We start from the raw sequence: 11,984 nt of genomic DNA, 5'->3' as shown, positions 1-11,984 counted from the left end.
ATCCCGTGCCCCGTCACAGCCGAGTCACGCGCCGCCTGGGACTCAAGACCGCGCTCGCCGCCGCGGCCGCCCTGCCCCTGTCCAGTACGGCGCTCTCCAGGTCGTCCGCCTCGGCGGCGGACCGCCTTGACCGCCTTGAGGTCATGTCCTTCAACCTGCGGTACGCGAGCACCGCCGAACCCCACAGCTGGGCCGTCCGCCGTCCTGTCACCCGTGAACTGCTGCGCCGGGAGCGGCCCCACGTCATCGGCACCCAGGAGGGCCTCCACCAGCAGGTGCGCGACATCGCGGCGGATCTCGGCGGGCACCACGAGTGGATCGGCACGGGCCGCGCGGGCGGCAGCCGGGACGAGTTCATGACGGTCTTCTACGACACCCGCAGACTCGCCCCGGTGGAGTACGACCACTTCTGGCTCTCGGACACGCCCGCCGTGATCGGCTCGAACACCTGGGGCGGCGGCTCCATCCGCATGGTGACCTGGGTCCGCTTCCGTGATCTGCGGGACGGGCAGCGGGAGTTCTACTTCCTCAACACCCACCTGGACAACGCCAGTCAGAACGCACGCGCGCGTGCCGCGTCCCTGATCGCCGAACGGATCGCGGGGCTCGACCGTTCCCTGCCACTGGTGGTGACCGGCGACTTCAACGTCGCCGCCCACAAGAACCCGGTCTACGACACGATGCTGGGCGCCGGCCTCGTGGACACCTGGGAGACGGCGGCCGAGCGGAGCGAGCTGTACGCCACGTTCCACGGCTACCGGCCGCTGACACCGGACGGCGACCGCATCGACTGGATCCTCGCCTCGCCCGGGGTGAGCGCGCACCGGGCGTCGATCAACACCTTCTCCGTGGACGGGCAGTTCCCGAGCGACCATCTGCCCGTACAGGCGTCCCTGACCCTCGGCTGAACAGGGCCCCGGACGCCGTGAGGCCCCCTCGACCGTGCCGGTCGAGGGGGCCTCACGCAAGGATCGCGCGAAGATCACGCGAGGGGAGCACTCAGCCCTTGCGGGTCTTGATCTCCTCGGTGAGCTGCGGGACGACCTCGAAGAGGTCGCCGACCACGCCGTAGTCGACCAGGTCGAAGATCGGGGCCTCGGCGTCCTTGTTGACCGCCACGATCGTCTTCGAGGTCTGCATGCCGGCGCGGTGCTGGATCGCGCCGGAGATGCCGTTGGCGATGTACAGCTGCGGCGACACGGACTTGCCGGTCTGGCCCACCTGGTTGGTGTGCGGGTACCAGCCGGCGTCCACGGCGGCGCGGGAGGCGCCGACGGCCGCGCCGAGGGAGTCGGCGAGCGCCTCGATGATCGAGAAGTTCTCGCTGCCGTTGACGCCACGGCCGCCGGAGACCACGATCGCGGCCTCGGTCAGCTCCGGGCGGCCGGTCGACTCGCGCGGGGTGCGGCCGGTCACCTTGGTGCCGGTGGCCTGCGCGGAGAAGGTCACCGACAGCGCCTCGACCGTACCGGCGGCCGGGGCGGCCTCGACGGGGGCCGAGTTGGGCTTCACGGTGATGACCGGGGTGCCCTTGGAGACCCGGGTCTTGGTGGAGTACGAGGCGGCGAACACCGACTGGGTGGCGACCGGGCCCTTGTCGTCGGCCTCGACGTCGACGGCGTCGGTGATGACACCCGAGCCGATGCGCAGCGCGAGACGGGCGGCGATCTCCTTGGCCTCGGCGGACGAGGGGACCAGCACGGCAGCGAGGGAGCCCGCGGCGGACACGGCCTCGACGGCGGCCTGCAGCGCGTCCACCTTCGGGACGACGAGGTAGTCGGCGTACTCGGCGGCCTCGTCGGTGAGCACCTTGACCGCGCCGTGCTCGGCGAGCGTGGCGGCGGTGTTCGCGGCACCGGCGCCGAGCGCGACGGCGACCGGGTCACCGATGCGGCGGGCCAGCGTCAGCAGTTCCAGGGTGGGCTTGCGGACGGCGCCGTCCACGTGGTCGACGTAGACGAGAACTTCAGCCATGGGACTTCTTCTCTCCTGCTTGCGAAAGATGAGGGACGGGCGGCAACTGCCGGACTCAGATGAACTTCTGGCCCACGAGGAACTCGGCGAGCTGCTTGCCGCCCTCGCCCTCGTCCTTGACGATCGTGCCCGCGGTGCGCGCGGGGCGCTCGGTGGCGGAGTCGACCGTGGTCCAGGAGCCGTCGAGGCCGACCTCGTCGGCCTCGATCTCCAGGTCTTCGAGGTCCCAGGACTGAACGGGCTTCTTCTTCGCGGCCATGATGCCCTTGAAGGACGGGTAACGCGCCTCGCCCGACTGGTCGGTGACCGACACGACGGCGGGCAGGGAGGCCTCCAGCTGCTCGGAGGCGGTGTCGCCGTCCCGGCGGCCCTTGACGACGCCGTCCGCGACGGAGACCTCGGAGAGCAGCGTGACCTGCGGGACACCCAGGCGCTCGGCGACCAGCGCCGGCAGCACGCCCATGGTGCCGTCGGTGGAGGCCATGCCGGAGATGACCAGGTCGTAGCCGGCCTTCTCGATCGCCTTGGCCAGCACCAGCGAGGTGCCGATGGCGTCGGTGCCGTGCAGATCGTCGTCCTCGACGTGGATGGCCTTGTCGGCGCCCATGGACAGCGCCTTGCGCAGCGCGTCCTTCGCGTCCTCGGGGCCCACGGTCAGCACGGTGATCTCCGCGTCGTCCGCTTCGTCGGCGATCTGCAGGGCCTGCTCGACCGCGTACTCGTCGAGCTCCGACAGCAGGCCGTCCACGTCGTCACGGTCGACGGTCAGGTCCTCGGCGAAGTGCCGGTCGCCAGTGGCGTCGGGCACGTACTTCACAGTGACAACGATCCTCAAGCTCACGCCGGCTCTCCTACTGCATCGTCTTTTCTGGGCTGCCTGCCTACGGGCAGCATAGGCGCCTGAAGCGGCCGTTCCCGGTGGGGGCGACCCGCGCTCCGGGCGAAATATTACTCGCCAGTACGCGCTTCTACGGTCCCGTAGCTGGTTCCCTCTAAGCAAGCGCTTTGAACTGTGACCTTCGCAACGCAGCGTAATCGGAACTCGACGTGCTCGCAGACGGGGGCAGCCACGGCAAGGACGAACCGGTGGGCCGGGCGGCCGGACACACCCGCCGCCCGGAGCCCGCTACTCCCGCAGCGCGTTGAAGCGCCCCTGGTGGTACAGCAAGGGGCGGCCGGCACCGGCGGGGTCTCCGAGCACCACCTCGGCCAGTACGACGCGGTGGTCCCCGGCGGGAACGCGGGTGACGACCCGGCACACGAGCCAGGCGAGGACGTCGTCGAGCACCGGGACGCCTTCGGGGCCCTCCCGCCAGGTGGTGGACCCGCCGAAGCGGTCGGCGCCGCTGCGGGCGAAGGTGGCGGCCAGTTCCTGCTGGTGCTCGCCGAGCACATGGACGCCCACGTGGTCCGTCCGGGAGATGGCCGGCCAGCTGGAGGCGCCGGTGCCGATGCCGAAGGAGATCAGCGGGGGCTCGGCGGACACCGAGGCGAGCGAGGTGGCGGTGAAGCCGACGGGACCCTCGTCGCCGCGTGCGGTGATCACGGCGACACCGGCCGCGTGCTGCCTGAAGACGGAGCGGAGCAGGTCCGGGGAGGCGAGTCGGGAGGTACGGAGATCGGGCGTGGCCGTCATGGGGTTGTCCTTCTGCGCGAAGCCGGCGGCGGGGGTCCTGGGCTGCTCAGCAGCCCGGACAGCGCCCGCCCGCACCGCGGACGAGGGCCGCGGTCCGAAGGCGTGCACGCTCGGGGCGCGCGAAACGCTCGGAGCGCGCGCAAGGAAGGAGTTCCGTGGACATACAGTCAGACTGACGATAGGTGGCTGATGCAGTCAAGTGCGTCCCGGCATGTGGGAGATGCGTCACCGAGGGCCTCCGGCCTCACGATCAGGGGCTTTTGGACGATCAGGGTGGTCCGGATGATGCGGGTGGTCCGGATGATGCGGGTGCCCGGATGGTCAGGTGGTGCCGACCGCCTCACCGAGCGCGGCGATCACATCCGCCTTGCGCGGCTGTCCGGTGGCCCTGCGCACGATGCGGCCCCCGGCGTCGAGGACGAGCACGGTCGGCGTCTTGAGGATCTCCAGTTCGCGGACGAGTCCGAGACGGCTTTCGGCGTCGATCTCGATGTGCCGTACGCCCGGAACCAGTTCGGCGACCTCGCCGAGCACCCTGCGGGTCGCCCTGCAGGGGGCACAGAAGGCGCTGGAGAACTGAACGAGCGTGGCCCGCTCGCCGAGGCCCTCGCCCAACTCGGCCGCGCCCAGCCGTTTTCCGCCGTCCCGCCCACGCACTCTGACTCTCCCGCTCCGACGTCGGTTCAGCACTCCGTAGGCGCTCGCCAGGGCGAGCACCACCACACACACCGCAAGTCCGGTCATCCCCGGCTTCAGCGTTCACGAGGCTGCAAAGATTCCCGCGCCCGGGGGCCTGATCCCTGCGGAATACTTGATTCATGAACATCGATGCACGTGGGCCGCGTTTCGGAGCGGTCGTGACCACCGCGGTCCTGGCGGTCGTACTGATCACCGGCAGCGCCTGGCTGCTGGCCTGGCAGACGCTGGCGTTCGCGCTCGGCGCGGTGGGCGGCGTCGGCCGTTCCCCGTACGGTCTGCTCTTCCGTCATGTCGTCCGGCCGCGGATCGCGCCGCCGACGGAGTTCGAGGCGCCCGAGCCGCCGCGGTTCGCGCAGGCGGTCGGGTTCGTGTTCGCGGTGATCGGTCTGCTCGGCTACACGGCGGGCCCCGAGTGGCTGGGACTCGCCGCGACGGGGGCGGCGCTCGCGGCGGCGTTTCTCAACGCGGCGTTCGGGTATTGCCTCGGGTGCGAGATGTACCTGCTCGTACGGCGCGTGACGGTTCGCGCGGAGTAAAGGCGACGTAAAACGCCGAGGTGGATCAAGGGGTGACGTGACGAGGATCTCGCCAATCTCGGGCACCAGGACTGGTCACTCGTCCGTTCTTCGGGCACGATCTGCGCAATGCCGTAAACCTACGGCAGCGTAAGTTTCCCGCCGGGAGCACCCCTTCCCAGGCAGAACAGAGAGAAGGGTCCACTCCGTTCATGGCTGAGCTTGCCTACCGTCCCGCCATCGGTCTCGCCCAGACGTTGTTCAAGGCCTGGGACCTGAAGATCGATCTCAAGGGGACGGAGAACATCCCGCGCACGGGCGGTGCGGTGCTGGTGAGCAACCACATCAGCTATCTCGACTTCATCTTCGACGGTCTCGCCGCCCTCCCGCAGAAGCGCCTCGTCCGTTTCATGGCCAAGGAGTCGGTGTTCCGGCACAAGATCTCCGGCCCGCTGATGCGCAACATGAAGCACATCCCCGTGGACCGCAAGCAGGGAGAGACGGCGTACGCCCACGCGCTGGCCTCGCTGCGCTCCGGTGAAATCGTCGGCGTCTTCCCCGAGGCCACGATCTCCCAGTCCTTCACGCTGAAGAGCTTCAAGTCGGGTGCCGCGCGCATGGCCCAGGAGGCGGGCGTCCCGCTGATCCCGATGGCCGTGTGGGGCACGCAGCGACTGTGGACCAAGGGGCACCCGCGCAACTTCAAGCGCAGCCACACCCCGATCACCATCCGGGTCGGCGAGGCGATCGAGGCCTCCCGGGACAAGTACGCGGGCGCGATCACCCGGCAGGTGCGCGAGCGCGTACAGGAGCTTCTGGAAGCCGCGCAGCGCGCCTATCCCGTACGCCCCAAGGGCCCGGACGACACCTGGTGGATGCCGGCACACCTCGGTGGCACGGCGCCGACCCCCGAAGAGGTCAAGGCCGCCGAGGCCCGCTGAGCACGCCGCTCCACCGCCCGGGCCCGTCACCTCAGAGCGAGACGGGAAGCGACTCCCACAGATGCGGGCGATCCTCGGCGGCTTTGAGTGCGGCCAGGACGGCCGGGTGCGGTGCGGCGTACAGCTCCGGGTGATCCAGCTCGTGCGCCGCAGGGTCGGGCGTGAAGGCCAGGCGCTCACCGTCGAGGGAGAAGCGGGCGTCCACGCCCGGCTTGTTGCCCCGGGGGTCCTGCCGGTGCCAGGCACCGTTGAAGCGGACCGCGACGAGTCCGTGCACCACGTCGAACCTCTGGTAGCAGAACGCCGTCGGGATGTCCTCGGCCCTCAGCAGCGCGGCCAGGGCGTGGGCCTTGGCGTAGCAGATGCCCGTGCCCTGCTCCAGGACGTCGGAGGCGCGCCAGGTGACGCGGAGGTCACCGGAGTCCTGTGAGTGCGGGATGGTGTCGCGCACGAACTCGAAGGCGGCCCGTGCATAGGCATACGAGTCGGCGACCTGGCTCGCCAGCCGTGCGGACACCTCGCGCACGAGCGGATGATGGTGGTCGATCGCCTCGTCAGCAGCCAGGTAGGCGGACAGGTCGGGGTTGTTCTGGATCAGCTCCATGCCTGCAGAGCATAAGAATACGATCACCCGGCAGTCAATTATTTTTCCGGATGACCGTATATCTATGCATCACTCCCCGGGTCGTCAGTCCGCCATCTCCTCCTTGAGCGCCGCCACGAAACCGTCGACGTCGTCCTCGGTCGTGTCGAAGGCGCACATCCAGCGGACGTCCCCCGCGGCCTCGTCCCAGAAGTAGAAGCGGTAGCGCTTCTGCAGGCGTTCGCTCACGTCGTGGGGCAGCCGGGCGAAGACCGCGTTGGCCTCCACCGGGTACAGGATCTCGACGCCGTGCACCGCGCGCACGCCCTCGGCGAGGCGCTGGGCCATCTCGTTGGCGTGGCGGGCGTTGCGCAGCCACAGGTCCTTGGCGAGCAGGGCCTCCAACTGCACCGACACGAAACGCATCTTGGAGGCGAGCTGCATCGACAGCTTGCGCAGATGCTTCATGTGGCTGACGGCGTCCCGGTTCAGGACGACGACGGCCTCGCCGAACAGCGCGCCGTTCTTGGTGCCGCCGAAGGACAGCACGTCCACGCCGACCGCGTTGGTGAACGCCCGCATCGGTACGTCCAGGGAGGCGGCCGCGTTGGCTATCCGGGCGCCGTCGAGGTGCACCTTCATGCCGTGCCCGTGGGCGTGCTCGCAGATCGCGCGGACCTCGTCGGGTGTGTAGACCGTGCCCAGTTCGGTGTTCTGGGTGATCGACACCACCTGCGGCATCGCCCGGTGCTCGTCGTCCCAGCCGTACGCCTGCCGGTCGATCAGCTCGGGCGTGAGCTTGCCGTCGGGCGTGGCCACCGTGAGCAGCTTCAGCCCGCCCATGCGCTCGGGGGCGCCGCCCTCGTCGACGTTGATGTGCGCGCTCTCCGCGCAGATCACCGCGCCCCAGCGGTCGGTGAGTGCCTGCAGCGCCACGACGTTGGCGCCCGTGCCGTTGAAGACGGGGAACGCCTCGGCGCCCGCGCCGAAGTGCCCGCGGATCACCTGCTGGAGGTGGCCGGTGTAGTCGTCCTCGCCGTACGCGATCTGGTGCCCGCCGTTGGCGAGGGCCAGGGCGGCGAGCACCTCGGGGTGGGCCCCCGCGTAGTTGTCGCTGGCGAAGCCGCGCACCTGCGGGTCGTGGCGGCGCCTGGCGTCCGTCCTGGGCGGATTCACGGCTTCGCGGTGCGTGTTCACGGCTTCTCTGCCGGAGTTCACGGCTTCTCGGTCAGCCACAGACGCTTTCCGTTCACTTCGGGGGCGGGCTGATCCCAGACACCGGTGATGGACTCGGCGAGATCCTTGACGTCCGTGAAGCCCGCGAACTTCGCGTTCGGGCGCTCCGCGCGCATCGCGTCGTGCACCAGCGCCTTCACCACCAGGATGGCGGCGGCGGACGTCGGCCCCTCGGCGCCCTCGGAGATCCCGGCCTTGCGGAAGTAGTCGGCCATGGCCAGCGTCCACGCCTCGGCGGCGGCCTTGGCGGCGGCGTACGCGGCGTTGCCCGCGGTGGGCTTGCCGGCGCCGGCGGCGCTGATCAGGACGTACCGGCCGCGGTCGCTGCGCTGCAGTGCCTCGTGGAAGGCGAGGGAGGTGTGCTGCACGGTACGGATGAGCAGCAGTTCCAGCAGGTCCCAGTCGTCGAGGCTGGTCTTGGTGAAGGTCTCGCTGCCGCGCCAGCCGCCGACGAGGTGGACCAGGCCGTCGACGCGCCCGAACTCCTTCTCGGTGCGCGCGGCCCAGTCCTTGGCCGAGTCCCGGTCGAGGAGGTCGACCGTGTCGCCGACGACGGTGGCCCCGCCGTGGGCGTACCGGGCCGCGTCGACGGCCTCGGCCAGTCGCTCCGGGTCGTTGTCGGACCCGACGACCACGGCCCCGGCCTCGGCGAGCCGCAGCAGGGTCGCCTTGCCGACCGGGCCGCCCGCGCCGGCCACCGCGATCACCGCGCCGCTCAGTGCCCCGCCGTTACCGTTCGCCATGGTCTTCGCCTCCTGAGCAGTGTTACGGACGCGGTCGCTCACGCGGCCACCCGCTCGGCACTCGCAGCGGTGATGCCCCTGGTCTGCGCGATCACGTTCTTCAGCTTCTTGGAGAGTGCCTCATAGAACATGCTCAGGGGAAACTCGTCCGGAAGCACGTCGTCCACCAGTTTTCGCGGCGGCAGCGTCAGATCGAGGGCGTCGGGGCCCTTGGCCCAGCGCGATCCCGGGTGCGGGGCGAGGTACTGGGAGACCAGGTCGTACGCGGCGAACCAGTGGACCAGTTTCGGACGGTCGATGCCGTCGCGGTACAGCTTCTCGATCTCGGCGCACAGCTCGTTGGTGACCTGCGGGGCGCGCTGCCAGTCGATGAACAGCTTGTTGTCGGTCCAGCGGACGACGTCGTGCTTGTGCAGGTAGGCGAAGAGCAGCTGTCCGCCGAGGCCGTCGTAGTTGCGGACGCGGTCGCCGGTCACAGGGAAGCGGAACATCCGGTCGAACAGCACCGCGTACTGGACGTCACGGCCCTGCGGGAAGCCGTCGGCCTCCAGTCGCACGGCCTCACGGAAGGCGGTGAGGTCGCAGCGCAGCTCCTCCAGGCCGTACATCCAGAACGGCTGGCGCTGCTTGATCATGAAGGGGTCGAAGGGCAGGTCGCCATGGCTGTGGGTGCGGTCGTGGACCATGTCCCACAGGACGAAGGCCTGCTCGCAGCGCGCCTGGTCGCCGACCATCTCGCGGATGTCGTCGGGCAGTTCGAGACCGAGCGTGCCGACGGCGGCCTCGGTGACCTTGCGGAAGCGGGCGGCCTCGCGGTCGCAGAAGATGCCGCCCCAGCTGAACCGCTCCGGGGCCTCGCGCACGGCGATGGTCTCGGGGAAGAGCACGGCCGAGTTGGTGTCGTACCCGGCCGTGAAGTCCTCGAACTTGATGCCGCAGAACAGCGGATTGTCGTAGCGGGTGCGCTCAAGGTCGGCCAGCCAGTCGGGCCAGACCATGCGCAGGACGACCGCTTCGAAGTTGCGGTCCGGATTGCCGTTCTGCGTGTACATGGGGAAGAGGACCAGGTGCTCCAGGCCGTCCTCGCGGTGCGCGGCGGGCTGGAAGGCCAGCAGTGAGTCGAGGAAGTCGGGCACCTTGAAGCCGCCGTCGGCCCAGCGGCGCAGATCCTTGACGAGCGCCGCGTGGTACTCGGCGTCGTGCGCGACGAGCGGCGACAGCTCCTGTACGGCGTCCATGACCTGGCGCACCGCCAGGTCGGCGTCCGCCGGGTCGGGGGCGCTCTCGGCGTCGAAGTCGATCGACCCGTCCTTGGACTGCCATGGCCGGATCCGCTCCACGGCATCCTTGAGCACGGGCCAGGCCGGGTGGCTCACTACCCCGCTCCGGGGAGGAATCTGTTCCTCCGCACCCACCTGCACAAGAATTTCCGTCATGACCCACCTTCCACGGGAGAACCTCGCGTATGGACACCGTATGCGTGGGGGACTCTCCGGGACAAGTGGAGCCTCGGGAGATTATCCTGCCTCCCCGCAACTTCACCGCTGTTTTTCCTGTGGGACACCGTGAAGGGTGAATACTTCCACCGTCGGCGGGGTAGCCGCCGGAGTTCGGGCGGCCCCCTGCGGGCATCCCGCCGCAGCCCGGTCAACCCGCTGGGGACTCGCCCACGCGGGGGTGAGCCGCACAGGGGGCGGCAGGGCCCTTTCTCCCGGCCGGCAGGCCTCATTCCCGGCCACCGGAGCGGGTACAAGGCCCGCCCGGGCCATTAGGCTGCGGCCTTGCCGCGTGGGCACGGGACCGCCGCGCGCGGCAGCCGAGCCGCCGTCGACGGAAGCGGAGTCAACCCTTGAACTTCCTCACCATCGGTCATCGCGGGATCATGGGTGTCGAACCGGAGAACACCCTTCGTTCCTTCACCGCCGCCCAGCAGGCGGGCCTCGACCTGATCGAGCTGGATCTGCATCTGAGCAAGGACGGCGCGCTCGTCGTCATGCACGACGCCGACGTGGACCGTACGACCGACGGTTCGGGGCCGATCGCCGAGAAGACCCTCGCGGAGCTGCGGGTGCTGGACGCCGGACGCGGTGAGCGCGTCCCGGTCTTCGAGGAGGTCCTGGACGCCGTCACGGCCCCGCTCCAGGCAGAGATCAAGGACGTGGCCGCGGCCCGCGCGCTCGCCGAGGTGATGAACCGGCGCGATCTGGTCGGCCGGGTCGAGGTGCTGTCCTTCCACGACGAGGCGATCGCGGAGATCGCGCGGCTCGTGCCGGGCGTCCGTACGGCGCTGGTCGCCAGCCGCTATGGCATCGATGTCGTCGAGCGGGCGACCGCGGTCGGCGCCACGACCCTGGTGCTGAACATCCGGCGGCTGACCCTGGAGGTCGTCGAGCGTGCGCGCAAGGCCGACCTGCGGATCATCGGCTGGGTCGTGAACACCCAGGACCATCTGCGGCTGGTGCGCGCCCTGGAGCTGGACGGCGCGACCACCGACTACCCGGAGATCAAGCGCACCGGCCGCTTCACGGCATAGCCGCCGAGGGGCCGGTCGGCGGCGTAACGATTATGCGAGGGGCTTCGTCAGCAGCTCGAACTGCAGGTCGTCGCGTTGCGGCAGGCCGAACCGCTCGTCGCCGTACGGGAAGGGAGTCATCTCTCCCGTACGGCGGTAGCCGCGCCGCTCGTACCAGGCGATCAGGTCCTCGCGCACGGAGATCACGGTCATGTGCATCTCCTTCGCGTCCCAGGTCTCGCGGGCCAGCCGCTCCGCCTCGGCGATGATCACCTTGCCGAGACCCGCTCCCTGGAGTGCGGGGCTGACCGCGAACATGCCGAAGTAGGCGTGCTCGCCCCGGTGTTCGAGCTGGCAGCAGGCGACCACCGTGCCGTCGCGCTCGACGGTGAGCAGCCGGCTGTCGGGCGACTTGATGACCGCGAGGACGCCCTCGGGGTCCGTCCGCTGCCCTTCCAGGATGTCCGCCTCGGTGGTCCAGCCGGTCCGGCTGGAGTCCCCCCGGTAGGCGGACTCGATCAGGGCGACCAGGGCGTCCACGTCGGTGTCGACGGCGTCCCGGAACGTCGGTCCGTCGGGGGTGGTGGGCATGGAGCGGTTCTCCGATCTCGGGCGCGGCGCGGCTCGGCTCGGCTCGGCTCGGCTCGGCTCGGCCACGGACGAGAATAACGCTCCCGTTCGCTCCCCCTACGCTCGGGACGCATGATGCATGTACTGAGCAGCCGGACCTTGATCCGCCCCGCCGATCCCGAGCGCTCCCGCGCCTTCTACGGCGAGAAGCTGGGACTGCCCGTCTACCGCGAGTTCGGCACGGGTCCCGAGCGCGGCACCGTGTACTTCCTGGGCGGCGGCTTCCTCGAAGTCTCGGGCCGCTCCGCCGAACCGCCCTCCCCCACCGTCAAGCTGTGGCTGCAGGTGGCCGACGTGCGTGCGGCGTACGAGGAACTCGTGGCCGCGGGTGTCGAGGTGGACCGGCCTCCGGTGAAGGAGCCGTGGGGGCTCGTCGAGATGTGGCTCAGAGACCCGGACGGCACACAGATCGCGGTGGTGGAGGTGCCACCGGACCATCCGCTGCGGCACCGGCCGTGAGGGCCGGGGCCGGGCACGGTGACACGGCAGGCCCGGCAGGCCCGGCAGGCCCGGCA

At 70.0% G+C, this 11,984-nt stretch carries 14 protein-coding genes; 5 read left to right on the top strand and 9 right to left on the bottom strand.

The genetic code is table 11. The annotated features are described in order from the left end of the window. Positions 1 to 5 precede the first annotated feature (5 nt). The gene (locus C6Y14_RS39240; protein ID WP_107021687.1) at positions 6 to 908 is read left to right on the top strand and encodes an endonuclease/exonuclease/phosphatase family protein; all 903 of its coding nucleotides are present in this window, start codon (positions 6 to 8) and stop codon (positions 906 to 908) included. Positions 909 to 999: 91 nt separating this feature from the next. Here C6Y14_RS39240 and C6Y14_RS39235 read toward each other — a convergent pair whose 3' ends face one another. The 4 genes from C6Y14_RS39235 to C6Y14_RS39220 form a co-directional block, all read right to left on the bottom strand. Beyond that, complete coding sequence (locus C6Y14_RS39235) at positions 1,000 to 1,974, bottom strand: electron transfer flavoprotein subunit alpha/FixB family protein (protein WP_107021686.1); 975 nt, start codon at positions 1,972 to 1,974, stop codon at positions 1,000 to 1,002. Between the two features lie 55 nt (positions 1,975 to 2,029). After that, on the bottom strand, positions 2,030 to 2,815 hold the full coding sequence (locus C6Y14_RS39230; RefSeq protein ID WP_107021685.1) for an electron transfer flavoprotein subunit beta/FixA family protein: 786 nt from the start codon (positions 2,813 to 2,815) through the stop codon (positions 2,030 to 2,032). A gap of 285 nt (positions 2,816 to 3,100) precedes the next feature. Further along, positions 3,101 to 3,610, bottom strand: coding sequence for a flavin reductase family protein (locus C6Y14_RS39225; protein WP_107021684.1), 510 nt, complete (start codon positions 3,608 to 3,610; stop codon positions 3,101 to 3,103). A gap of 321 nt (positions 3,611 to 3,931) precedes the next feature. Next, positions 3,932 to 4,354, bottom strand: a complete 423-nt coding sequence (locus C6Y14_RS39220) for a TlpA family protein disulfide reductase (RefSeq protein WP_107021683.1) — start codon at positions 4,352 to 4,354, stop codon at positions 3,932 to 3,934. Positions 4,355 to 4,428: 74 nt separating this feature from the next. On the opposite strand from C6Y14_RS39220, the gene C6Y14_RS39215 reads away from it, so the two are divergent. Together C6Y14_RS39215 and C6Y14_RS39210 are read left to right on the top strand one after the other, a co-directional pair. Further along, positions 4,429 to 4,845, top strand: coding sequence for a DUF4395 domain-containing protein (locus tag C6Y14_RS39215; RefSeq protein WP_107021682.1), 417 nt, complete (start codon positions 4,429 to 4,431; stop codon positions 4,843 to 4,845). Between the two features lie 191 nt (positions 4,846 to 5,036). Next, positions 5,037 to 5,765 (top strand): lysophospholipid acyltransferase family protein, encoded by a 729-nt coding sequence (locus C6Y14_RS39210; protein WP_107021681.1) that lies wholly within the window; start codon positions 5,037 to 5,039, stop codon positions 5,763 to 5,765. 31 nt (positions 5,766 to 5,796) lie between these two features. Here the strand turns inward: C6Y14_RS39210 and C6Y14_RS39205 are convergent, their stop codons facing one another. The 4 genes from C6Y14_RS39205 to C6Y14_RS39190 form a co-directional block, all read right to left on the bottom strand. Beyond that, a complete protein-coding gene (locus C6Y14_RS39205; RefSeq protein WP_199855014.1) occupies positions 5,797 to 6,369 on the bottom strand; it encodes a transglutaminase domain-containing protein in 573 nt (190 codons plus the stop codon). Between the two features lie 84 nt (positions 6,370 to 6,453). Continuing rightward, the gene (locus C6Y14_RS39200; RefSeq protein ID WP_107021713.1) at positions 6,454 to 7,524 is read right to left on the bottom strand and encodes a threonine aldolase family protein; all 1,071 of its coding nucleotides are present in this window, start codon (positions 7,522 to 7,524) and stop codon (positions 6,454 to 6,456) included. Between the two features lie 38 nt (positions 7,525 to 7,562). Then, on the bottom strand, positions 7,563 to 8,327 hold the full coding sequence (locus C6Y14_RS39195; RefSeq protein WP_107021679.1) for an SDR family NAD(P)-dependent oxidoreductase: 765 nt from the start codon (positions 8,325 to 8,327) through the stop codon (positions 7,563 to 7,565). 38 nt (positions 8,328 to 8,365) lie between these two features. Next, complete coding sequence (locus C6Y14_RS39190) at positions 8,366 to 9,763, bottom strand: DUF6421 family protein (protein WP_107021678.1); 1,398 nt, start codon at positions 9,761 to 9,763, stop codon at positions 8,366 to 8,368. Between the two features lie 413 nt (positions 9,764 to 10,176). On the opposite strand from C6Y14_RS39190, the gene C6Y14_RS39185 reads away from it, so the two are divergent. Then, entirely contained in the window at positions 10,177 to 10,860 is a 684-nt protein-coding gene (locus C6Y14_RS39185; protein WP_107021677.1) for a glycerophosphodiester phosphodiesterase, read from the top strand. 30 nt (positions 10,861 to 10,890) lie between these two features. Here C6Y14_RS39185 and C6Y14_RS39180 read toward each other — a convergent pair whose 3' ends face one another. Continuing rightward, the gene (locus C6Y14_RS39180; RefSeq protein WP_107021676.1) at positions 10,891 to 11,430 is read right to left on the bottom strand and encodes a GNAT family N-acetyltransferase; all 540 of its coding nucleotides are present in this window, start codon (positions 11,428 to 11,430) and stop codon (positions 10,891 to 10,893) included. 111 nt (positions 11,431 to 11,541) lie between these two features. On the opposite strand from C6Y14_RS39180, the gene C6Y14_RS39175 reads away from it, so the two are divergent. Continuing rightward, positions 11,542 to 11,928, top strand: a complete 387-nt coding sequence (locus C6Y14_RS39175) for a VOC family protein (RefSeq protein WP_107021675.1) — start codon at positions 11,542 to 11,544, stop codon at positions 11,926 to 11,928. Positions 11,929 to 11,984 lie beyond the last annotated feature (56 nt).

Source organism: Streptomyces dioscori, assembly GCF_003024195.1.
Taxonomy (GTDB): Bacteria; Actinomycetota; Actinomycetes; order Streptomycetales; family Streptomycetaceae; genus Streptomyces; species Streptomyces dioscori.
The sequence above is the reverse complement of the archived record's forward strand: the minus strand, read 5'-3'. Positions and strand labels throughout refer to the sequence as shown.

Excerpts from the sequence above, each read along its gene's own strand:
- C6Y14_RS39235 (WP_107021686.1), bottom strand. The coding sequence starts at position 1,974 with ATGGCTGAAGTTCTCGTCTACGTCGACCACGTGGACGGCGCCGTCCGC.
- C6Y14_RS39225 (WP_107021684.1), bottom strand. The coding sequence starts at position 3,610 with ATGACGGCCACGCCCGATCTCCGTACCTCCCGACTCGCCTCCCCGGAC.
- C6Y14_RS39220 (WP_107021683.1), bottom strand. The coding sequence starts at position 4,354 with ATGACCGGACTTGCGGTGTGTGTGGTGGTGCTCGCCCTGGCGAGCGCC.
- C6Y14_RS39215 (WP_107021682.1), top strand. The coding sequence starts at position 4,429 with ATGAACATCGATGCACGTGGGCCGCGTTTCGGAGCGGTCGTGACCACC.
- C6Y14_RS39210 (WP_107021681.1), top strand. The coding sequence starts at position 5,037 with ATGGCTGAGCTTGCCTACCGTCCCGCCATCGGTCTCGCCCAGACGTTG.
- C6Y14_RS39205 (WP_199855014.1), bottom strand. The coding sequence starts at position 6,369 with ATGGAGCTGATCCAGAACAACCCCGACCTGTCCGCCTACCTGGCTGCT.
- C6Y14_RS39195 (WP_107021679.1), bottom strand. The coding sequence starts at position 8,327 with ATGGCGAACGGTAACGGCGGGGCACTGAGCGGCGCGGTGATCGCGGTG.
- C6Y14_RS39190 (WP_107021678.1), bottom strand. The coding sequence starts at position 9,763 with ATGACGGAAATTCTTGTGCAGGTGGGTGCGGAGGAACAGATTCCTCCC.
- C6Y14_RS39180 (WP_107021676.1), bottom strand. The coding sequence starts at position 11,430 with ATGCCCACCACCCCCGACGGACCGACGTTCCGGGACGCCGTCGACACC.
- C6Y14_RS39175 (WP_107021675.1), top strand. The coding sequence starts at position 11,542 with ATGATGCATGTACTGAGCAGCCGGACCTTGATCCGCCCCGCCGATCCC.